This is a genomic window from Flavobacterium sp. CSZ, assembly GCF_015350725.1.
Taxonomy (GTDB): domain Bacteria; phylum Bacteroidota; class Bacteroidia; order Flavobacteriales; family Flavobacteriaceae; genus Flavobacterium.
In genome coordinates, this window is record NZ_JADKPQ010000012.1 from 1 (window position 1) to 23,629 (window position 23,629).

Sequence of the window (23,629 nt, forward strand, 5' to 3'; positions counted from 1 at the left end):
TACCCAGGACGGAATTTTAATTTCGGTAAAAAACAAAGTAATTAACATAATTTCATCAAAAGAAAATATAAAAGAGATTACCATTTTTGATATCACAGGAAAGACACTTTACAACAAAACAAAAGTTTCCAATACTGAACTTCAAATTCAAAACCTGCCATCAAGCAATCAGGTTTTATTGGTAAAAGTGACTTTAGATAATGATTTTACAACGACCAGAAAAATCATATTTCAATAACAGACAGATAATATATTAATCCTAAAAAAAGAATCCATCAGCCTCGGTTGATGGATTTTTTTGTTATTAAAATATCACTAAAAGTGGGTATTGCAGGTTTTAATATAGAGATATAAACTCAGGTTAATTCTTACATGTTTTAATTTTGATAAAAAAAATAATTCTTTCATTCGTTTTTTTGATACTCAATAAGTCATTATATCTTTATTTTAAAGGCTAACCCATTGTTTTTTAGTCGATATAAAATCATTAGAAGTGTTAAATTCCTACATTTTTGATTGTTTTTTTTGATTTCAATGTAAATAAAATCGTACCTTGTTACTATATTTGTATAAAAGCCAACTAAGACAATTCTTATACTTTCCACTTGAACTAAAACGAACATCTGTTTTTTAGTTTTTTATTTGCCCTAATGCTGATTGCTGAATTTAATTACCCCACTTAAATGAAACAAAAAGTACTTATTACATTATTCTTTCAATTGTAATTTTAGGATCAGCTCTTCCTGTATTCTTGTTTTATTTATTGAGGTATTTATAAATCATGCTGTTAGATTTTTCTGATCAATAGTTTATGTTTTTTAATATAAAAAAATACCACAATGAAAAGAATTTTACTTACGCTTCAGTTAGTTGCATTTCCCTTATATTTTTACGCACAAACCAAAACAGTTAATTTTTCAAATACAGTAACGAGTAGTTTTTACGTTCCAGCTGGTGTTCCTTCCGTAACTATGAACGCTTGGGGAGGTGGAGGTGGAGGTGGAGGTACAACCGTTCCTTTGGTAAGTTTGCAAAGAGGCGGCGGCGGCGGCGGCGGCGGCGCTTTTGCTAGTGGTACATATACGATGCTTCCCGGTATAACAAATTTATCTGTGATAGTAGGCGCGGGGGGGGCAGGAGGTATTGGAAATAATATCGGACAAACGGGAAATTCTTCAATTATTGCGGGTTATATTTCTGCAGTTGGTGGTAAAGGCGGTCAGCAAAATACATTGAATTCAGCAGGCAGTACTGCAGCTGGAGGTTTAGCTGGAGCTGCATCAGATTGCATTGGTCAATCAAATATGAACGGAGTTCCTGGTGGAACGGGGCAAACTGCCTTGGTTAATGTTTTTTCAGGAGCTGGTGGTAAAGGTGGAAATAATGGTGGAGATGGAGGGGCAGCGGTTGGAGGTGGTTTATTAGGAAATTCTAATGGGATTGCAGGTACTCAACCTGGAGGTGGAGGAAGTGGATCAAAATCTTCTCTTTTATTAGGTGCAATAGGAACAGGAGGAGCAGGAGGAGCAGGAATGGTGACGATTTCTTATGATTGTCCTATATATACTTTAACAAGTATTACAGCATCAATTGTTGATTTATGTTCAGGAACATCATCAAGTATAGTACTTAACGGTAATTTACCAGTTGGTCTTTATAGTGTTGCTTATCAGGTAAACGGAGTGGCACAAACTCCTGTTAATATGAATGTAACCGGAGCCGGAAATACGGGGTCATTTATAGCTCCCGGTTTTACAACTTTAGGAACTAAAAGTTTAGCCGTTACATCGTTAACATCAGGGACTAGTACAAATGCTGCTGATAATTGTACTACCGGACCTTTAACTTCAGGTAATACTGTTACAGTTACTACAATCTCTTCTGGAACTGCACCAATTGCTTTGGCTGGAACAGGAGCTACCTGTACACAAATTACAGCAAATTGGCAAGCCGTTTCAGGATCAAGTTATTATGTGCTTGATGTCTCGACAGATATTAATTTTGGTAGTTTTGTAGGTATATATAACGCTTTAAACGTTGGAAACGTGCTAACATATAATGTTACAGGTTTAAGTAACGCAACTACTTATTATTATAGAGTCAGAGCATATAGCGGAACCTGCATTAGTGCAAATTCTAATACCATAACATATAAACCTGCAGTTGTTCCGGGTAATGTTGTTTTAGCACCAGTTACAAATGTAGTGTGTAGTGTGTTTACAGCCAACTGGACGGCCGAAATAAATGCAGTAAATTACTTATTAGACGTTTCAACAGATGTCAATTTTGTTAGTCTCGTTTCAGGTTATGGTTCCCTTAATATTGGTAATGTAACAAGTTATACAGTAACTGGTTTGTCTCCAAGTACTACTTATTATTATCGCATCCGGGCGCAAAATGGTTGTGCTGCCAGTTCTTCATCAACAGCTACAGTGCAAAATATAACAACTACAAGTGCTATTCCGGCAACTGTTGTTTCTACTGCAGCTACAAATATTTTTTGTACTGTATTTACTGCAAACTGGAATACACAAACAAATGCAACAAGTTATTTATTAGATGTTTCAACTGATCCAGGTTTTGGTACTTTTGTTACAGGCTATAATTCCTTTGATGTTGGTAATGTAACTAGCTATATAGTTACAGGTTTATCAACCTCAACTACATATTATTACAGAATAAAAGGTAGAAATGGTTGTGGTAATAGTGTAGCTTACTCTACTGTGCAAGGAGCAACAACATTAAATAGCGCTCCTTTGGCTCCAACAGCCGTAGCTTCTTCGGGGGTTTTGTGTACTCAGTTTACAATGTCCTGGAGTGCTGCAACAAATGCTTTAACTTACGAGGTACAGATTTCTACAAATAATACATTTCCTGCCACTACAGCGACTCAAACTTATACAGGAATCACCGCGACAAATTATAATTTTACAGGATTGACACCGGCAACTGTTTATTACTATAGAGTTCTCGCAAGAAATGGTTGTGGGATTAGTCCTTATGGAGTGCCATCTCCAATTTCTATAACTACTCTTGCCCTTCCTGTCGCCCCTACAATATCAGCTTCCGGATCCTTAAATATTTGTCAAACTAGTAATGTCACCCTTACTTCCAGTTCAGCTACAAATAATGTATGGTCAACAGGTGCTACATCGCAAAGTATTGTAGTTACGGCTGCAGGAAGTTATACTGTAAAAATAGTCAATCCCGGAGGCTGTGAAAGCGCTTCTTCTTTACAATCTACAGTAACAATTTCTAATTTACCAACAGCTACGGCTGGAGGTAGTACAACAATTTGTTCTAATGCTTCAGCTACTGTAACTGGAGCTTCAGCAACAAACGGTAGTATTCAATGGACTTTTAGTGGAGGTTCTGGAATATTGTCTAATCCTACAACACTCAGCCCTACTTACACTCCTTCTTTAGGCGGAACAGCGAGAACAGTTGTTTTAACAATGACTGTTACCAGTAATAATGCCTGTTCGCCACAAATAGCAACAGCTACTTATACAGTCAATATTCAGGGCGCACCAACAGCTGTTTCATCAGGTTCACAAACAATTTGTGCAAACGGATCAGCTACTGTAAGTGGAACTTCAGCAACGAACGGGACTATTTTATGGACACATAATGGGGCAGGATCAATTACAAACGCAACAACATTAACACCAACATATAATTCTGTAATAGCGGATGGAGGGAATCAGGTAATGTTAACAATGACAGTGACAGCTTCACCAACTTGTTCAACTCCTTATGTTGCAACATCAACTTATCCTTTATTAGTGCAACCTGTGCCATCTACCCCACAAAATAATTCTCCATTGCAGCCCACATGTCTTGTTCCAACTGGTAGTGTAGTTTTAAAAAATTTACCAAATCGAAATGATTATACAATTATTCAAAGCGGAACGGCTTCTAATATGTATATAGGAGGAATCGGCTCCGATTTAACTAGGTATACTATTACGGGATTAATTCCTGGCGCCTATAATTTTTCTGTTCAATACCCGGGAAGCTGTGTTTCGCTGCCTTTACAAAATATTGTAATAAATCCTTTAATAACAAATACCTATACCATCGCAGGAGGCTGGTCGAATGGAGCAACAACAACATTGGATCAAAATATTATTTTTGCCGATGATTTTTCTTCAAGTGGTGATATAAATGGTTGTACATGTAAGGTTAACGCAGGTAAAAAAGTGAGCATAAATCAATTGCATACCTTAACGATTGAAAATGAATTGGTCGTTGATCTGTCAGTAGGGACGGAATTGACATTTCAAAATAATGCAAGTTTAGTTCAGATTAATAATGCAACTAATTCAGGGAATATCAAATACATGCGTACAATTGGTATTCGTCAGGCTGATTTTGTGTATTGGTCAACACCTGTAAAACCACAGCAATTGCTTAAAGTCTCACCTGATACCAAGCCGGATATGTTTTATTATCATCATGGTTCGGGCTGGATTGATGCTGATAGAAACGCCGATATGGTTGTTGGAAAAGGATATATTATTCGTGGTCCTGAAAATTATCCAAATGATTCAAAAACGGATTACACTGCTAATTTTATTGGAGTTCCGAATAACGGAAATCTAACAGGCGAACCATTAGAGGTGGGTAAATATCGTTTAATTGGAAATCCTTATCCATCGGCTTTAAGTGCAGACGCTCTTATATTGGGTAATACGGTTTTAAACGGAACTCTTTATTTTTGGACGCACAACACGGCTGTAACCCCTGTTGGAAATTATGATTATAATCCAAACGATTATGCCAGTTATAACCTTAGTGGTGGTGTAGCAACTGCAAAATCTGCAAAATCAGATCCTGGACATTCAGACGATCCTGCAAATGATAATGGTAAAAAACCAACAGGTAAAATAGGGGCTGGTCAGGCATTTTTTGCCAGTGGACGTTTAGCAGGACCTGTGATTTACAATAATTCAATGCGATCAGGAGGAGCTAATAACAGTCAATTTTTCAAATCATCCGAAACTTCAAAAGAAGCTACTGTTGAAAAAAATCGCATCTGGCTAAATATGTCTAATGCAGAAGGAGTTTTTAAACAAATTTTGATAGGTTATATACAAGGTGCTACTAATGCTTATGAAAGCAAATTTGATGGAGTAAGTTTTAATGGTAATCCATATCTTGATTTTTATAGTATGGTTAATACCACTAAACTTGTAATTCAAGGTCGTGCCTTGCCATTTGTAGATACTGATATTGTTCCGTTAGGATACAGAACGACAATTGAAGGTGATTTTACGATTTCGATAGACGAAGTAGATGGATATATGACAACTCAAGCAATTTATCTCGAAGATAAAATAACCGGAGTAATCCATGATCTAAGAGCAAGTAATTATACTTTTACTACCGCAATAGGAACTTTTACAGATCGTTTGATTTTAAGATACACAGATAAATCACTAGGAACTGAAGACTTTAAAAATCATGAAAACGGAATTTCCGTTTCTGTAAAAAATAAAGCCATAAATATATCGTCTTCCATCGAAAATATAAAAGAAGTTATGATTTACGATATTTCCGGAAAGTTACTTTATAATAAAAATAAAGTTGGAAATAAAGCTTTACAAATTCAGAACCTGCAATCTGCTAATCAGGTTTTGTTGGTGAAAGTAACTTTGGAAAATGATTTTACAACAACCAAAAAAACTTTATTTTAAGAATTAAGATAAAAGCAGCTGTAGTTTTATAAAACTATAGGAGCTTTTTTATTTAATTTTTTCAGGCACTCTTTCGCAAGTTCTCATGAGTATTAGTAATCGCCTTTTCATTCTTATAATCAATCCATTTCTGGCCTTTGAATTTACGCATCAAAATATCAAAATGACGCATGATAAAAACGTTGTAAACGGCTTTGGATAAATTGGTAATGTTTTTAGGGAAAGCACGCAAACTCATAGAGAATCCGGGCGTTAAATATTTCATGTAGTGCCAATAACCTTCGGGCATATACAAAACTTCGCCATGTTTTAGATTCGTGATATAACCTTCGGCATTTTGAAGCGCGGGAAACTTTTCATAATCAGGATTGTCAAAATCAATGTCTTCCCTTGAAATTAATGCATGCGGAACTTTGTACATATATTTCGACTGATCCGGCGCAAAAATCATACATTGTTTTTCGCCATGAAAATGAAAATGCAGAATATTCGAATAATCAATATCATAGTGCATGAACACTTTCGAGTTTTCTCCGCCAAAAAATAACATCGGCATTTGTTTGACTAATCTTAAACCAATATCTGGCCATAAAAAGTCATCTTTTAATGTTGGCACTTCCTTCATTAAATTATAAAGAAAGATGCGGTAATTAGTTGGTTTTGATTCTAATAGATTGATATAATCGCTCATTTTCATTGTAGTATGCGCTTCATTAAAGCCATCTTCATGATTTACGGGTCTATTGTCGTATAAAGGAACGATAGTATCGCCGGCGATTTCTTTGATATAGTGTAGTTTCCATTTATGATAAGCCGGCCAATCTTCGGTTAGCTCTTCAATAACAACTGGAATTTGTTTTTTTACATATTGGGAAATAAAATCAGATTTTGAGATCTTTTTTACCCTTTCGATTTGTGTTAACTTCATCTCTTTAAATAAAAAAATTGCTTATAGCTCTCTGCTATAAGCAATTTAGAAATATTTCTTGAAAGTTGTTAACTCTTTTAATTAATTTTTTGATTTGATCGAAGCCTCAAGGTTTCTTTCAATCGTATGTCCGGGTCTCGACCATTTAGGTTTTTCGCCTAACGGAGCGAACTGAGAGTCAGCTGCTTCAACGGTTTGAGGCTGTGAAACTTTAACAAATGGTTTTTGCGGAATCAACCCCAATAAGTCAAACATTTTCATGTCTTCCTGAACATCAGGATTTGGCGTTGTAAGCAATTTATCTCCGGCAAAAATAGAATTTGCACCGGCAAAAAAGCACATTGCCTGTCCTTCGCGGCTCATATTGGTTCTTCCCGCAGAAAGACGTACTTGTGTATCCGGCATTACGATTCTTGTTGTAGCAACCATACGAATCATTTCCCAGATTTCAACCGGTTTTTCTTCTTCCATCGGAGTTCCTTCAACTGCAACCAAAGCATTGATGGGCACAGATTCCGGTTGCGGATTTAAAGTAGAAAGAGCAACAAGCATTCCTGCTCTGTCTTCGATGCTTTCTCCCATACCAATAATTCCTCCGCTACAAACCGTAACATTCGTTTTACGAACATTTTCTATAGTTTGCAAACGATCTTCGAAACCACGGGTAGAAATTACATCTTTATAATATTCTTCAGAAGTATCTAAATTGTGATTGTAAGCATACAAACCAGCTTCTGCCAAACGTTGTGCCTGGTTTTCGGTAATCATACCCAGAGTACAGCAAACCTCCATATCAAGTTTGTTTATGGTACGAACCATTTCTAAAACCTGATCAAATTCTTCACCGTCTTTTACGTTTCTCCACGCAGCACCCATACAAACGCGGGATGATCCGCTGGATTTGGCACGTAAAGCCTGAGCTTTTACCTGACTTACACTCATTAAATCATTTCCTTCGACACCAGTGTTGTAACGTGCAGCTTGCGGACAATAACCACAGTCTTCAGGACAGCCGCCGGTTTTGATAGAAAGTAAAGTCGATACCTGAACGACGTTAGGATCATGTTTTTGCCTGTGTATCGTTGCTGCTTCATACAGCAGGTCCATCATAGGTTTATTATATATGGCGATTATCTCGTCTTTAGTCCAGTTATGTTTTGTGGCGTTCATTGGTTTATTGTTTTTGTAGCTTCAAATGTAATTAAATTGTTCTAATCAATAATATAGATTCCTTTAAATGAATATTCTTCATTAAATTTCAAAAAAGAAGCATTCTAAAATCATATTTTTTTGTTATTATATGATTTTAGAATGCTTAAATGATTATTTATTTTGAAAATATTAATCGGCTACATACTTGTTGTTCCAATACAGCATCATCATTAAAGTGACAATTACCGAAGAAGCAACCCCTTCAAATAATAAACAAATACAGTAAGTAGGTACCGAAGGATTTCCTCCAAACATAAAAGCTTCTGATAGTGTTTTTACATAAGCGTCACCGCCTCGTGCATAACTATAAACCAGTAACCCGAAAACGCTCATCGCCACACCAACCACAGAAGTTGCCATAGCAGAAACGGCATTCGATACAAAATTAGTTTCTCCTTCCTGCAGGTTCATCCTCATTGTTTTGTTTACGCCGTAAAATATAAAAAATACATTCAGCGTACGTAAATAGAATAAATGAGCTAAACCTAATACGTTCATCAATAAAAAATAAATTCCTATACCAAGGAATATCAGGAAACCGTTGGTTATTTCTTTAGGTAATTTCATAGTGGTTATTTTTAAAGAAGTTAATAGTAAATATTTGACAAACAGAGTTCTATGTCAAATTTACTAAAAAAATAACTACAATGATTTAAAAATGGTGAAAAGTATATTCAGGTATTTCTTAAAGCTGACTAACAAAAGCCAAAGCATCTTGTTTATCCTGTTTTAATTGGGCTTTCAGTAAATCGAGCGAACCAAATTTTTGTTCTTCGCGAAGATATTGCAGCAACGAAACTTCGATTTTTTGACCATAAATATCAGCATCAAAGTCAAATAAGTTGACTTCGATAGTTTGGTTTTGTCCATTTACAGTTGGGTTATAACCAATATTCATCATCCCAAAAAAATCTTTTTCTTCTATTAAAGCTTTCACTACATAAACACCAACTTTTGGAATTAACTTGTATTCTTCTTCAATTTTGATGTTGGCAGTAGGGAAACCAATTGTTCTTCCTAATTGTTTTCCTTTAACCACTTCACCTGTTAAAAAATAAGAATATCCCAAATAGTCATTGGCCAAATCCATATTTCCTTCGTTTAAAGCCTTTCTGATCTTGGTAGAACTTACAGATACATCCTGAATTTCCTGAGCCGAAATTTGTTCGACTTCGAAACCGTATTCAGCTCCAAAAGCAATTAAATCATCAATATTGGCTGTTCTGTTTCTTCCAAAACGGTGATCGTGACCAATAATTATTTTTTGAATATGAAATTGATCTACCAAAATAGAATGTACAAACTCCTCAGCGGTTAATCTGGAAAAACTTTCATTAAACGGATGAATAACAAGATTTTCGATGCTGGTTGCTTTCAGAAGTTTTGTTTTTTCAGCAATAGTATTCAAAAGTTTTATTTCTGATTTTTCCTGTAAAACCATTCTTGGGTGCGGAAAAAAAGTGAGCACTAAACTTTCGTATTTTCCGTTTTCAGTATTTTGAGTAATTCGCTCAAGAATTTTTTTATGACCAATATGTACGCCGTCAAAGGTACCAAGAGTTAAAATTGTTTTCTTGGTTGACTGAAAATCGTTTATAGAATGAAAGAGCTTCAAAACAAATAATTTAAGATGGTGCAAATTTATACTATCTATTTTAAATTTTATACTAAGCCGAATTGATTTTTAATGAGAATCGGGCTATTTTATATAAAATGTAACAACTTGTCGACTAAAAAGCATTAATTGTCGCAGATATGTAAGAGTTTAATTTAATTCACTTAATTTTGATTCGTCAATTATCATTTGGGTATGAAAAAAAATCTACTTCTTTTATTTTTTATTTTTTGTTGTGCAAATATTTATGCTCAAAGTGATAATTTGTGGCAAAAAGTAAGTTCAGCTTCTGTTAGCAAGAGGATAAATTCGTCTGATTCAGAAAGACTTTACTATAAACTTAATACCGATTTTTTAAAATCGAAACTTTCCGGTACAACTGATAAATCATCAAAAAAGAATACAACACAAATTACAATACCAAATCCTAATGGTGTTCTGGAAAGATTTACAGTGTGGGAATCTTCTAATTTTGAACCGGAACTGCAATCAAAATATCCTGAGATAAGAGCTTATGAAGGAATAGGGGTAGATGATAAATCGGCTAAAATTCATTTTAGCGTTGCACCAATTGGTGTTCAGACCATGGTATTTCGTTCTGAGAAACCTTCCGAATATATTGAGCAAGATCCTGAAGATAAGTTAGGGTATGTTTTGTTTACAAAAAATGATCTGCCATCTACAGCGCGATTAGAGTGTAAAACAACAAATGCAATTCCAGATGTAAATACTTCGTCAAAAACAGCAAAGTCAGCTGCAAATAATAAAGTTTTCAAAACCTTACGACTAGCAATTTCCTGTACAGGTGAATATACTGCTTATTTTGGAGGAACAAAAGAGGGTGCATTAGCAGGAATGAATGCTACCATGACAAGAGTAAATGGAGTTTTTAATAGAGATCTTGCTGTAAAATTGGTTTTAATTGCCAATACCAATGCAGTTATTTATACCGATGCCGCAACAGACCCCTATTCTGATGCTGCCAAAGGAACATCAGAAGATAAATCAGATGGTAATGATTACTGGAGCAAGGAACTTCAGAGTACATTAACAACCGTTATTGGCGATGCAAATTATGATATAGGACATTTGTTTGGAGCTTCTGGAGGCGGTGGTAATGCAGCTTGTATAGGTTGCGTTTGCGAAAGCCCAACAGCATCAAATGTTATAGGTAAGGGTAGTGGTTATACTTCACCATCTAATAATAAACCTCAGGGAGATACTTTTGATATTGATTTTGTTGCACATGAAATGGGACATCAATTGGGAGCAAATCACACTTTTTCTTTCGATGGTACAGAAAGAACAGGCATGAATGTGGAGCCAGGAAGCGGATCTACTATTATGGGTTATGCCGGAATAACAAACTATGATGTTCAAGATAATTCAGATGATTATTTTGCCTATACGAGTATTTGGCAAATTCAGAGCAATCTTGCCACAAAAAGTTGCCCGGCAAGCACTGCAATAGAAAATAATCCGCCTGCGATTTATGCCGGTACAGATTATACAATTCCAATAAGTACACCGTTTATTTTAACAGGTACAGGTTCTAATGGTGCTGCCGCAACTTATACCTGGGAACAATTTGATAGTGCAATATCGTCATCAACGGCAAATAGTAATAGTGTTGCTTACCCCACAAAACCTGACGGACCATTGTTTAGGTCTATAATTCCGTCTAATTCTCTGGTTCGCTATATGCCGGCTTTAAGCACTGTTCTTGGAAATAAATTAACCACAACCTGGGAGTCTGTTTCATCTATTGCAAGAACGTTGCATTTTACTCTAACAGCTAGAGATAATGGAGCAGAGGGACTGGCGCAAACGAATAGTGACGAAATGGTGGTGAATGTGGCTGGTAATGCCGGCCCTTTTGCAGTAACCTCACAAAACACCAATGATGTAAGCTGGCAAACAGGATCATTTCAAACCATAACATGGAGTGTGAATAATACCAATACTTTGCAAGGCTCTTCAAATGTAAATATCAAATTATCTATAGATGGCGGATTGACATTTCCGATTGTTCTGGCTTCAAATACTCCAAACGATGGTTCTCAATCTGTACAGATTCCAACAAGTGTAGAAGCTTCAACAAATTGCAGGGTTTTGGTTGAACCAACAGCTAATATCTATTATGCCATAAATAGCCAGTCATTCGCAGTTGGTTATACCTCTACGACAACTTGTGATTCTTATAGTTTCGGAAACGCTTTTGATATTCCGTTTTCAAGTTCATTTACGACCAAAACCGTGAATGTACCCGCTTCGACAGGAACTGTTTCTGACGTAAATGTGATGGTGAATTTTACACATGAAAGAATTTCTGATGTCGAAATTCAGATCGTAAGCCCACAAGGAACAACAGTTAATTTATATAACAATAAAAGCTGTGGTGGAATCCAGTCTACTTTGGCCTTGCAGTTTGACGATGCCGGAGTTCCTTTAGATTGTTCTAAAATAACCAGCCAAATTGTTATTCCGGTAGATTTATTAAGTGTATTTAATGGGCAGGATCCTAAAGGTACGTGGACTTTAAAAGTTCGCGATGCAGTTACAGGCAGGTTTGGAACAATAAATTCAGCTGCGGTAAATATTTGTAATCAAACTTTTAGTCTGGGAGAACCTAGTCTGGAAAAAATAGAATTTGCAATACATCCAAATCCAACCAGAGGTAATCTTACCATTCAGTTCGAAAGTGATTCTTTGAACAGAATTGAGGTTTTTGTGCATGACATTGCTGGTCAAAAAGTATATTATAATTCTTTTGATAAAGCGCATCATTTTAATCAGAACATCGATGTAACAAATCTGTCTGCAGGAATGTATTTTGTGACCGTTATTGATGGAGACGACAGAACTGTGAAGAAATTGATTGTTTATTAAAACTATAAAAGTTGGAATTTTTAAATTTCGTATAAAAGTTTGGAATTTAATTCTAGGAGTTCGCCATCGCCATACAGACAATACTAATTTTAGCCGCGGGAATTTTTAATAAAGCTTTTGAGCATGCTTCGAGAGTGGCACCGGTTGTTAAAACATCATCTACAATTAAAAAATGTTTGTTTTGATTTTCTTCTGTAAAAATCACATCAAATATATTTTCGATATTATCGGATCTCCCCACGAGATTCTTTTTTGATTGTGTTTTGGAATATTTTTTTCGATATAAAACAGCATCATTGTAAGGAATGCTGAAACCTTTGGCTAAAGCCTTCCCAAAAGTTGTAACCTGATTGTAGCCGCGTTCCCTGAATTTTTTAGGATGTAACGGAACAGGAATAACAACATCAAAAGGAGTTTCTAAAACGAGTTCTTTTAAATCTTCAACATACCAATTTCCTAAAACAGTTCCAATCTCTTCGTGGCCTTTATATTTTAGGTTGTGAATAAGTTCCTGAGCGATTCCTTTTTTGTTAAAATACAAAAGCGCCTATTCATGTTCGATAGCAATCTTGCCATAAAATTTCTTGACCGCTTCGTTTTTTTAATCTAAATGGTATTGGATAAGAGGCAATTCATGACGGCAATTGGTACAAAATACATTTTCGTTGCTAACCAAAATAGTGTGACATCCGGCACAAACTTTGGGAAAAAACAGGTCAATAATATAATTAAACACAAATAGACAGAATTTAGTTACAAAAATAACGAAATCAATCTCTCAATCTTTATAATTTTTCTTTTTTTTAAACGTACTTTTTATATTTTTGCATCACTATGGCAAAACAAGAAGATTTATTTAAGAATGTGGTTTCGCACGCAAAAGAGTACGGATTTATTTTTCCGTCAAGCGAAGTATACGATGGATTGAGTGCAGTGTATGATTATGCACAAAATGGTGTCGAGTTAAAAAAGAATATCCGTGAATATTGGTGGAAATCAATGGTTCAGATGAATGAGAATATTGTAGGCCTTGATGCTGCAATATTGATGCATCCAACAACCTGGAAAGCTTCAGGCCACGTTGATGCTTTTAATGATCCGTTAATTGATAATAAAGATTCAAAAAAGAGATATAGAGCTGACGTTTTGGTTGAAGATCATGCTGAAAAGATCAATCAAAAAGCTCAAAAAGAAATCGAAAAAGCGAGAGCTCGTTTTGGAGATGCATTTAATGAAGAAGAATTTGTTACCACAAATGCACGCGTTGTAGAATATCTTTCGAAATACAAAGAAATTTTATCAAGACTTGCAAAAGGAATGACTGATGATCTTCAGGATGTAAAAGCTTTAATTGAAGAATTAGAAATTGCTGATCCTGAAACCGGTTCTAAAAACTGGACAGACGTAAAGCAGTTCAACTTAATGTTCGGGACTAAATTAGGAGCTTCTGCAGACTCTGCAATGGATTTATATTTACGTCCGGAAACAGCTCAGGGTATTTTTGTGAATTTCCTGAATGTGCAGAAATCAGGTCGTATGAAAATTCCTTTTGGAATCGCTCAAACGGGTAAAGCATTTAGAAATGAGATTGTTGCAAGACAATTCATTTTCCGTATGCGTGAATTCGAACAAATGGAAATGCAATTTTTCGTTCGCCCGGGTGACGAAATGAAATGGTACCACCATTGGAAAGAAACACGTTTAAACTGGCACCTATCTTTAGGATTAGGAAAAGAGAATTACCGTTTTCACGATCATGAAAAATTAGCACATTACGCAAATGCTGCGGCAGATATAGAGTTTAATTTCCCATTTGGTTTCAAAGAATTAGAAGGAATTCACTCTCGTACTGATTTTGATTTAAAAGCGCACGAACAATATTCTGGTAGAAAATTACAATATTTTGATCCGGAACTGAACGAAAATTACGTGCCATACGTAGTAGAAACTTCAGTTGGTTTAGACCGTATGTTCCTGGCTGTTTTTGCAACTTCATTACAAGAAGAAACTCTTGAAGATGGTTCTACAAGAACAGTTCTAAAATTACCATCAGTTTTAGCACCAACAAAAGCGGCTATTTTACCATTGGTTAAAAAAGACGGATTACCGGATATTGCTAAAAAAATCATCGAAGATTTAAAATGGGATTTCACTGTAGCATACGATGAAAAAGATGCTGTAGGTCGTCGTTACAGAAGACAAGATGCTCTTGGAACTCCGTTTTGTATTACAGTAGATCACCAAACAATCGAAGACGAAACAGTAACAATTCGTCATAGAGATACAATGAAACAGGATCGTGTAAAAATTTCTGAATTGAAAGATATTATCGAGAACGAAGTTTCTATGAAAAACTGGTTGATGAAAATGTAATTTTCTTAAAACAACACTATAAAAAATCCCAAATTTCATATCGGAATTTGGGATTTTTTTAATTTTACAAACGCATTTCAACGGATTTTTTTGCATTTCATCCTTATGTGTTAACATTTGTTTGCAATGTATTAACAATGAAATGCCAAAATAATTGAAATTCGTATTTTTAATTGCGGATAAAACACTAAAATAAATTTTTTCAAAAGTATTCATGAAACTAAAGGGATAGTTGTCGGGGATTCATGAAAAATCAACAAAGACCAATATTGAAAAAGTATTCGTATATTATTATTGACGATGATGCTGAAAGTATTTTGAAAACCAGAACAATTGCAGATGGTTTTTCGGAGTTAACTTTTCTGGCTTCGGCTACGAATTATCAGGATGGTTTGCATTTAGTGTTAGAACACCGGCCTTCGATTATTTTTTTAGAAATTGATCCGGCAGAACTATCCAGTAATCTGTCGCTCGGTTTTATAAACGAGCTTTACAGGTTTTTATCCATATTACCTAAGATCATTGTTACTACAACAAAAAGAGAACTGGCTTTTGAGGCCATTCAATACGGTGTATTTGATTATGTTTTAAAACCGGCTCAGTCAATCGACTTATTAAAAGCAATTTTAAAACTTGAAAAAACAATTCCGGAAATGAATGCTGTCGAAATAAGAAACGAAATTATTTCTCCCGCACTTCCATTGATGCAAAAAACACAAAATATAGAGAAACCACTTATTTTGTGTATTAAATCGTATGGTGATTATCGATATATAGATGCCGCAGATATTTGTTATTTTCAGGCTGATAATAATTCGACAGACATTTACTTGAAATCCGGAGAAATGATCACTGCTTTTAAAACTTTAAAGCATTTTGAGGCTATTTTATCGCATCCTTTTATTCGAATTCATAATAGTTATATCATCAACAAAAATTACATAGCGAGAATTCATAACGGAAGCTCAGTTTGTTACATCAAAAATTCGATTAAAAAGATCCCTTTTTCTAAAACCTACAAATCGAATGTAGACTTAATTATCGCAGATTTTTCTATAGGAAATTACTTAGAAGTCTAAAAATTAGGCATTTACATAAATTTGGTGCCCATTGACTATCAATTGGGTATGTTCTACCATAAACCTGTTTTTTTGTGTAAATTTTTTCTGAATCCGGAGTTAGTTTTACACCATGATTCGCACAGAGCGATGATTCTCCAAAACAAAAAAAATCAACATTTAATACCTCAGATCATGAAAAAAGCAGCTTTAACATTCGGATTATTTTCTTTAGTAATGGTAGCAACATCATTCGCTACACCTGAAACTACAAATTTTTTAACAGCTTCAGATTCTATTAAAATCGTGCCTATAGATGGAGGTGCTACAGGTAAACAAAAAAAAGGTGATCAACAATCAACATCTTATACTACAAGACAATTAAATTTTGCAAGTGTTAATCAATCTATCGGAACAGATAAAAAAGTAGATTAAGCTACAATTTTAATAAATTTATATTAGGCTGTTAATTTTTAACAGCCTTTTTTTGTGTCTATACTTTTAGTATTTTTGGTAAAATTCAAAGACACAAATTGAAAAAGAAATGTAAAATAATATTAATTTTATTCTTCGTTTTACTGGCATGTACCAAGAAAACATCATTAGATAAAAATATAAATTCCTCCGCAGACAGTCTTCCTACCTATCTTTCGTTAGCAAACGAAAATAATTTGCCTTTACAAATCAAACAAAACTATTGTCAGAAAGCTTTAACTATCATCTTAAGCCAGAAAGATGATTCGATTAATAAAGCAAATCTTTTTAAAGTTGCCAATCGTTACTACAACATGAGCGATTGGAAAGCGTACCTTAAAACAACTAAATTAATTCTCGAAAGGGCACAAAAATCTAACGATTCAGTGCACATAGCCAAGGCTTATATGTATTTAGGGGATTATTATGAATCACAGTCAATTTCTGATAGTGCGTTTATGAATTATTTTAAGGCCGAAAAACTTTATTTAAAAACAAATGATCAATACAATTTAGCAAAAACGTTTTTAAATAAAGCTAGCCTGCAATATAACGAAGGTGATTTTTTTGAAAGTGAAATAGGGGTTTTTAAGGCGTTACGGAGTTTAAAAAAACAGGAAAAAGTAAATGATCTTTATTACGAAAGTTATAACCTGTTAGGGATATTATATAATGAAAGAGAAGAATATACAAAGGCATTAGAATTTCAAAACAAGGCTTTAGCAATTTTACAGGATAAATCAATATTATCATTTTATCAGTATAAAGCAGCTTCACTCAATAATATAGGCTTTATCTATATGAATATGGGTGATTATAAACAGGCAAAGTTTTTTTTCGAAAAAGGATTGGAACAAGAAAATCTTTTCGAAGACAGAGCCAGTTTGTATGCAATTCTTTTAGATAACCTGGCTTATTCGAAATTCAAATTAAAAGAAAAAGATCAATTACCTGATTTGTTTTACAGATCTTTAAGAATTAGAGATAGTCTTGATATTGCTTCGGGAGTAGTTTCCAGTAAAATTCACCTTTCAGAATATTTTGCTTTCCAAAAAGATACTTTCAAAGCATTTCAGTTTTCGAGACAGGCACTGACTTTGTCTCGTAAATCAAATAAATTCATCAATACACTAGAAGCGCTAAAGCAAATTGCTTTGGTTGATCCTACACATGCATCTGTATATTCTGAAGAATATATTAAGTTAAATGATAAGATGGTAAAATCAGAACGAAAAATGGGAGAAAAGTTCTCTCGTATTGAGTATGAAACCAACGAAATAAAAGATCAAAATTCAAACCTGCAAGACAAAAATAAAACCTTAATTTACGTTTTTAGCATCTGTACCCTAATAGGTTTGTTTTTTTATGTTTATAAAACGCAACAAGCCAAAAACAGAGAATTGCTCTTTAAGCAACAGCAGCAAGTAGCAAACGAAGATATTTATAATTTGATGATTTCGCAGCAAAACGATATCGAACTCACCCGTATCAAAGAAAAGAAAAAAGTAGCCCAGGATTTGCATGATGGTGTTTTAGGTCGAATGTTTGGGGTCAGGATAAGTCTGGATAGTTTAGATAAAGTCGACGAAGCAGAGGCAGCTCCTAAAAGAAAAAAATATCTATCAGAACTTAAAAATATCGAACAAGATATTCGTGAAATTTCACACGATCTAAATAGAGAGAAATCCGATTTAATTAATAATTTTATCGCGATTTTAAACAAATTGTTCGAAGACCAACAAAACACTTATGAGGCAAAATTAATAGTATCTTTTGATTCTAATATTAAATGGGAATTGGTTAGTAATGCCGTTAAAATTAATTTGTACAGAATTGTTCAGGAGGCACTTCAGAATTGTAATAAATATGCAAATGCAAACACGATCAAAGTGGAGTTTAAAAGCGAAATAGATCATCTGGTTTTGTCTATTTCTGATGATGGAGTTGGTTTTAATGCCAAAAGATCAAAAGATGGTATAGGTTTGCATAATATTCAATACAGAGCCGCAGAATGTAAAGGCACAGTAACTTTAAAGTCTGCCAAAGGAGAAGGAACGCTTCTTTTAATTAAAATCCCTATCGATCAGAAAATTAACCTACAAAAATAGATGACAATTGATTCAAACGCCCCAGATCCTCAATTAATTAAAAAGAACATATTAATTGTCGATGACCACCCTTTTATTATCGAGGGGTATAAAAATGCGATAACACGTTACCATCCTCACCAATATGAATTTTTAATTTCGCAGGCCCATGACTGTAAATCAGGATATGATTTAATCGAAGATGAAAAAACACCGCATTTTGATGTCGCTTTTTTAGATATTAGCATGCCGGCTTATGAGGAAAAAGATATTTTTTCCGGTGAAGATCTGGCAAAGCTAATCTTGAAGAAAATGCCAAATTGCAAGGTTATTTTATTAACGATGTATACGGAGCTGCTAAAAATAAAAACAATTATCAGGACCATTCAGCCCAATGGTTTAGTTATTAAAAACGATCTCACTTTTGACGAATTGCTTTTTGCATTTGATAAAGTGATGAAAAATGATAAATATTACAGTCAGTCTGTTCAGAAAATAATCAATCAGTCGCCTCATAATTTGATTGAAATAGATGAGTTCGACAAGCAAATTTTATTTCACTTATCAAAAGGAACTGATGTAGAAGATATGCCACAGTATATTCCGATTTCTATTAATGCAATCGAAAAGCGTAAAGTAAGCCTTAAAGAATTACTCAAAGTAAAATCAGGCTCTGATGAAGATTTATTGAAAGAAGCCAGAAGCAAAGGACTTTTGTAGATAAATTCCAAAATAGAAAATTCCACATTAAAGAAATTCCAATTAAAAAAATCCAAATTCCAATACTAATTATGTCATTGGAATTTGGATTTTTTTTATTTAAATTTTTAAAAATTTATTCAGACAAAGCATCCCAGCCACGGGCTTTTAAAGGAATTTGAGTGTTGGCACGTGTTACCAGATTAATTCCTTCGCTTTCGTCAGCCATATGACCAATAATAGAGAAATTTGGATTTCCTTTTATTTTATCAAAGTCATTAATGTCAATCGTAAACAACAATTCATAATCTTCACCACCATTAATAGCAACCGTTGTACTATCAATATTAAACTCTTCGCAAGTCGAAATAAATTGAGGATCCAGTGGCAGTTTATCTTCGTACAAATTACAGCCCACTTTTGATTGTTTGCACAAATGAATAATCTCAGAAGATAATCCGTCTGAAATGTCAATCATCGATGTTGGTTTAATTTCAAGAGCGTGTAGTAAAGTACGAACATCTTTTCGTGCTTCAGGTTTTAACTGGCGCTCGATTAAATAACTGTACATATCAAGATCAGGCTGACTGTTTGGGTTTACCTGAAAAACCTGTTTTTCACGTTCTAAAACCTGTAATCCCATATAAGCAGCACCAACATCTCCTGTTACGACCAGTAAATCGGTTTTTTGAGCACCATTTCTATATACAATTTCATCTTCGTTGGCTTCACCAATAGCAGTAATGCTTATGATTAATCCTTTTTGTGATGAGGTAGTGTCTCCGCCAATAACATCGACTTTATATTCTTTTGCAGCATGTGTAATCCCTTCAAATAATTCTTCTAAGGCTTCTAGTGGGAAACGATTAGAAACGGCTACAGAAACCGTTATTTGCGTTGGTCTGGCATTCATGGCACAGATGTCAGATATGTTTACAACAACTGCCTTATATCCTAAATGTTTTAAAGGCATATAAGCCAAATCAAAATGCACACCTTCGATCAGTAAATCAGTAGAAACAACTACTTTTTTGTCTTTAAAATCAAGAACAGCGGCATCATCGCCTATACTTTTTAAGGTAGATTCCTGAGTAACATCAAAATTTTTGGTTAAGTGTTCAATTAAGCCAAATTCGCCTAATTGCGCTATACTGGTACGTTGCGGATTTTTATCTTCGATCATTTCTTTTTAAGTTCCAAAGTTTCTAAGCGGCAAAGGTACAAATTTTAATTCCGTAATATGGTAGAGACGAAAATGTAGATATGATATGAATGGTAGAGACGCAACCGGTGCGTCTCAATCTTTTATGAATTTCCTTCTTTTAGAAATGATATTTTCGGATCTTTAAAAGATCTAAAGAAAACACAAAAATGAAAACATTCGATATAGTTACCTTAACCGTAAACCCTTCGGTAGATAAAAGCACCCATTTTTCAGGCCTGATTGCCGAGCAGAAAATAAGATGTGGAACACCACAATTCGATGCAGGCGGAGGCGGAATAAATGTTTCTAAAGCTATTGCCCGCTTACGCGGAAGTTCCTTAGCCATTTTTACTTCAGGCGGACCCGTTGGCGAAATGCTGAAAGATTTAGTACAACAGGAAAAGGTAGATTTTGAAACTATTGAAACTAAAACAGCAACCAGAGAAAATTTTATTGCTGTCGATGATAACACCAATTCGCAATATCGTTTTGGGTTTACTGGAGATGTTTTATCTGATTCAGAAGTTCAGAAAGTTTTAAAAACAATTTCGAATTTAAAAATAAAGTTTCTCGTAGCAAGCGGAAGTTTAAACGAAGGTTTATCTACTGATTTTTATCAAAAAGTAGCTGAAATTGCCAAAGCATCAAATTCAAAATTAATCATAGATACTTCAGGAGAAGCCTTAAAGAAAGTTTTGGAAACCGGAGCATACCTTATAAAACCAAATGTTGGTGAACTCGCAAAGTTAGTTGGAGTAGAGCGTCTGGAAATGGAAGAAGTAAATGAAGCCGCCAAAAAAATCATTGCAAAAGGCGGAGCCGAAATTGTCGTAGTTTCTTTAGGACCACAAGGAGCTGTTTTGGTTACTAAAGATGAATACGAATATGTTCCTGCGCCTAATGTCGCCAAAAAAAGTACTGTTGGCGCCGGAGATAGTATGGTAGGCGGAATGGTTTGGGCACTGTCTCAAAATAAAAGCCTGAAAGAAGTAATTCGCTGGGGAGTTGCCTGCGGATCTGCTGCAACAATGAACGAAGGAACGCAATTGTTTAAGTATGAAGATGCACATCGTTTGTTTGAATGGCTAAGAAATAAATAAAGATTCAATCGAAGATTTAAGAAAAACGAAATGTAACCACAATCTATATCGTAGAGACACACTGCTGTGCGTCTCTAAGTTTGTCAGCAGGAAAAAAAATCAATCTTTTTTTTCCTGCTGACAAACTGTTGTCACCGGCCCTCAATAATTTTGGAGTATTAAAAATAATTAAAACTTTAAAACTATGAAAACATTAGCTGCCCAAGTAATTACTCCTGAAGATTTGTTGAAACACTGGCAAGGTCACCGCGCCCTTACACGTCGCGTAATTGAATTGTTTCCTGAAAAAGATTTCTTTGAATTTTCGATAGGAGGAATGAGAACTTTTTCTAAACTGGCTGATGAACTTTTGGCCATTGCAGTTCCGGGACTTAAAGGAATTGTAAATAAAGAAGTGAAACCATTTAGCGAAGAAGGATCAGAAAAATTGATTTTTAAAGCGCAATATCTTGAAAAATGGGACGAAGCAACTGCAGAAATTAATCAGTATTGGGAAAAATTATCAATTGAAGATTTTAATGAAAACTTTAATCTTTTTGGTCAATACGAATTTCCGGTAATCCAGAATATTCTTTATTTTATTGATAATGAAGTACACCACCGCGGACAAGGCTATGTGTATCTAAGAGCTTTAAATATTGAACCTCCTTTTTTCTGGGAAAGATAGCATTATAATCAAGACGTTTTTGATGAACCAAATCATCTGTTCAAGGTATAATATAAATCAAGCATCATGAGTTTAAAAAGAATAATGGCAAATTATGCTGCCTACAATTTATGGGTAAATCAACAGTTTGTGAATTGGCTAACAACAAAATCTGATGAGTTGTTATGCAAAGATGTTCCTTCGAGCTATACGAGCATTATTAAAACACTTAACCATATTTGGGAAACAGAGCAATATTGGTTTTCTATAATAGCCGAAACTGCTTTGCCGGAAAGGAATGAAAACGCTGATTTAGGTAAAAATGAGATACTTGAAGGTTTATTAAATACGTCTGCAAAATTATCGGAGTTTATTTCATCATTATCAGACGAACAATTGTATAAAACGATTAAAATTGAGAATCCCTGGTTTCATTGCGAGTTGCCAATTTCTGATTATTTATTGCAAGTAGTAAATCATGGCACTTATCATAGAGGTCAAATTGTAACCATCGGAAGAAGTATTGGTATAACCGACGCTTCAAATACGGACTATAATTTTTATAATGTCGTAAAAAATCAACAATAAAATAAAAACTCCCACTGACTAACTTATCATTTGTCTTTGGGAGTTTTTTTATAAAAGTCTTTTTCTATTAATGTCAAGTAAGTCCAGAACCCGGGTTTTAAGGCTTTCTGGTTCCAGAATTGTGGCATAATCGCCAAACATCAAAAACCAACGCGGAAAACCGCTTTCTATATCGCGACACATAAAAGTCATTTCTATTTGCCCGTCTGTTTCTTTTTCTGAAATATAACCGTGGTATTTTCTTTCGAACTCTAAATACCGGGCAATTTTTTTATCAATCAAAATTCTGACTTTAGTTGTCGGGATTGTTTCGTTTTTATTCAGGTAAGTTTCTAAGGAATCATGTTCTATTGTAAAACAACAGTCAGTTTTTTTAATACCCTGAATTCTGTCTGTTCTAAATTGTCTGTAATCTTTTCGTAAATGGCAATAACCCAAAAAATACCAATTGTTGTGATCGTGAAAAACACCAACCGGTTCGATGTTTCTTGTGGTAGGTTCTTCGGCTTCAAGGGTTTTGTATGATAATAGAATTTGTTTTTTCTCAGAGATGCTTTCGAACAAAACAGGCAAAGTATTAGGTGAACTAGTATGAAATAGTGGCTCCTTATTTTGCATTAAAATGCTTGATTCAATGTTCGAAAGCCAGTCTTTATCAGTACTTCTTAAAACCGATTTCAGTTTATACATCGCTGATGCGTAATGAGACCCCATAGAAGGATCTGTAAATTTCTGCATTAATTTTTCGGCAGCGATAAAACTACCTACTTCCTCACGGGTAAACATAACCGGCGGTAATCTATAGCCTTCCATTAAAGCATAACCTACTCCGGCCTCGCTATAAATAGGAACTCCCGATGCTTCGAGAGTACGTATATCACGATATATCGTTCTTAAACTCACTTCAAAACGATCTGCTAATTCCTGAGCCCTTACAATTTTTTTAGATTGTAACTGAATAAGAATAGCAATGATGCGGTCAAATCGTTTTGGGGCTTCGTCCATTTTTTTCTTTTATAGATGTAAGGTTCAAAGATACAAAGGTTCAAAGTTTAGA

General features: G+C 34.6%; 19 protein-coding genes. 11 read left to right on the plus strand and 8 right to left on the minus strand.

Annotation, left to right across the window (positions count from 1 at the left end):
- Both IRZ78_RS14640 and IRZ78_RS14645 read left to right on the plus strand, forming a co-directional pair.
- The coding region (locus IRZ78_RS14640) for a T9SS sorting signal type C domain-containing protein (RefSeq protein WP_194617245.1) at positions 1-238 on the plus strand (238 nt) is incomplete at its 5' end.
- 601 nt (positions 239-839) lie between these two features.
- Complete coding sequence (locus tag IRZ78_RS14645) at positions 840-5,699, plus strand: fibronectin type III domain-containing protein (protein WP_194617246.1); 4,860 nt, start codon at positions 840-842, stop codon at positions 5,697-5,699.
- Between the two features lie 61 nt (positions 5,700-5,760).
- On the opposite strand, the gene IRZ78_RS14650 is transcribed toward IRZ78_RS14645, so the two are convergent.
- The 4 genes from IRZ78_RS14650 to IRZ78_RS14665 all read right to left on the minus strand — a co-directional run bounded on the left by IRZ78_RS14650 (position 5,761) and on the right by IRZ78_RS14665 (position 9,454).
- A complete protein-coding gene (locus IRZ78_RS14650; RefSeq protein ID WP_194617247.1) occupies positions 5,761-6,627 on the minus strand; it encodes a cupin-like domain-containing protein in 867 nt (288 codons plus the stop codon).
- A gap of 81 nt (positions 6,628-6,708) precedes the next feature.
- The gene (gene bioB, locus IRZ78_RS14655; protein ID WP_194617248.1) at positions 6,709-7,797 is read right to left on the minus strand and encodes a biotin synthase BioB; all 1,089 of its coding nucleotides are present in this window, start codon (positions 7,795-7,797) and stop codon (positions 6,709-6,711) included.
- Positions 7,798-7,968: 171 nt separating this feature from the next.
- Positions 7,969-8,406 (minus strand): hypothetical protein, encoded by a 438-nt coding sequence (locus tag IRZ78_RS14660; protein WP_194617249.1) that lies wholly within the window; start codon positions 8,404-8,406, stop codon positions 7,969-7,971.
- Positions 8,407-8,524: 118 nt separating this feature from the next.
- Positions 8,525-9,454 (minus strand): bifunctional riboflavin kinase/FAD synthetase, encoded by a 930-nt coding sequence (locus tag IRZ78_RS14665; protein ID WP_194617250.1) that lies wholly within the window; start codon positions 9,452-9,454, stop codon positions 8,525-8,527.
- A gap of 195 nt (positions 9,455-9,649) precedes the next feature.
- Between IRZ78_RS14665 and IRZ78_RS14670 the strand changes: the two genes are divergently transcribed.
- Positions 9,650-12,343: a reprolysin-like metallopeptidase gene (locus IRZ78_RS14670; protein WP_194617251.1), complete on the plus strand. Its 2,694-nt coding sequence runs from the start codon at positions 9,650-9,652 to the stop codon at positions 12,341-12,343.
- 52 nt (positions 12,344-12,395) lie between these two features.
- On the opposite strand, the gene IRZ78_RS14675 is transcribed toward IRZ78_RS14670, so the two are convergent.
- On the minus strand, positions 12,396-12,884 hold the full coding sequence (locus IRZ78_RS14675) for a phosphoribosyltransferase family protein (protein WP_347349831.1): 489 nt from the start codon (positions 12,882-12,884) through the stop codon (positions 12,396-12,398).
- A gap of 60 nt (positions 12,885-12,944) precedes the next feature.
- Entirely contained in the window at positions 12,945-13,079 is a 135-nt protein-coding gene (locus IRZ78_RS26420) for a double zinc ribbon domain-containing protein (protein WP_347349832.1), read from the minus strand.
- A 98-nt stretch (positions 13,080-13,177) separates the two neighbouring features.
- On the opposite strand from IRZ78_RS26420, the gene IRZ78_RS14680 reads away from it, so the two are divergent.
- The 5 genes from IRZ78_RS14680 to IRZ78_RS14700 all read left to right on the plus strand — a co-directional run bounded on the left by IRZ78_RS14680 (position 13,178) and on the right by IRZ78_RS14700 (position 19,055).
- The gene (locus IRZ78_RS14680) at positions 13,178-14,716 is read left to right on the plus strand and encodes a glycine--tRNA ligase (RefSeq protein WP_194617252.1); all 1,539 of its coding nucleotides are present in this window, start codon (positions 13,178-13,180) and stop codon (positions 14,714-14,716) included.
- A 269-nt stretch (positions 14,717-14,985) separates the two neighbouring features.
- A complete protein-coding gene (locus IRZ78_RS14685; RefSeq protein WP_194617253.1) occupies positions 14,986-15,795 on the plus strand; it encodes a LytTR family DNA-binding domain-containing protein in 810 nt (269 codons plus the stop codon).
- Positions 15,796-15,969: 174 nt separating this feature from the next.
- Positions 15,970-16,209, plus strand: coding sequence for a hypothetical protein (locus tag IRZ78_RS14690; protein ID WP_194617254.1), 240 nt, complete (start codon positions 15,970-15,972; stop codon positions 16,207-16,209).
- Positions 16,210-16,307: 98 nt separating this feature from the next.
- Positions 16,308-18,356 (plus strand): tetratricopeptide repeat-containing sensor histidine kinase, encoded by a 2,049-nt coding sequence (locus IRZ78_RS14695; protein WP_194617255.1) that lies wholly within the window; start codon positions 16,308-16,310, stop codon positions 18,354-18,356.
- Entirely contained in the window at positions 18,357-19,055 is a 699-nt protein-coding gene (locus IRZ78_RS14700; protein ID WP_194617256.1) for a response regulator, read from the plus strand.
- 115 nt (positions 19,056-19,170) lie between these two features.
- Here the strand turns inward: IRZ78_RS14700 and thiL are convergent, their stop codons facing one another.
- Positions 19,171-20,217: a thiamine-phosphate kinase gene (thiL, locus tag IRZ78_RS14705; protein ID WP_194617257.1), complete on the minus strand. Its 1,047-nt coding sequence runs from the start codon at positions 20,215-20,217 to the stop codon at positions 19,171-19,173.
- Positions 20,218-20,405: 188 nt separating this feature from the next.
- Here thiL and IRZ78_RS14710 point away from each other — a divergent pair, with 188 nt between their 5' ends.
- The 3 genes from IRZ78_RS14710 to IRZ78_RS14720 all read left to right on the plus strand — a co-directional run bounded on the left by IRZ78_RS14710 (position 20,406) and on the right by IRZ78_RS14720 (position 22,572).
- Positions 20,406-21,338, plus strand: coding sequence for a 1-phosphofructokinase family hexose kinase (locus IRZ78_RS14710; RefSeq protein ID WP_194617258.1), 933 nt, complete (start codon positions 20,406-20,408; stop codon positions 21,336-21,338).
- A 184-nt stretch (positions 21,339-21,522) separates the two neighbouring features.
- Positions 21,523-22,005 (plus strand): DinB family protein, encoded by a 483-nt coding sequence (locus tag IRZ78_RS14715; protein WP_194617259.1) that lies wholly within the window; start codon positions 21,523-21,525, stop codon positions 22,003-22,005.
- A gap of 66 nt (positions 22,006-22,071) precedes the next feature.
- The gene (locus IRZ78_RS14720; RefSeq protein ID WP_194617260.1) at positions 22,072-22,572 is read left to right on the plus strand and encodes a DinB family protein; all 501 of its coding nucleotides are present in this window, start codon (positions 22,072-22,074) and stop codon (positions 22,570-22,572) included.
- Positions 22,573-22,620: 48 nt separating this feature from the next.
- Here the strand turns inward: IRZ78_RS14720 and IRZ78_RS14725 are convergent, their stop codons facing one another.
- Positions 22,621-23,577: a YafY family protein gene (locus IRZ78_RS14725; protein WP_194617261.1), complete on the minus strand. Its 957-nt coding sequence runs from the start codon at positions 23,575-23,577 to the stop codon at positions 22,621-22,623.
- Between the last annotated feature and the right edge of the window lie 52 nt (positions 23,578-23,629).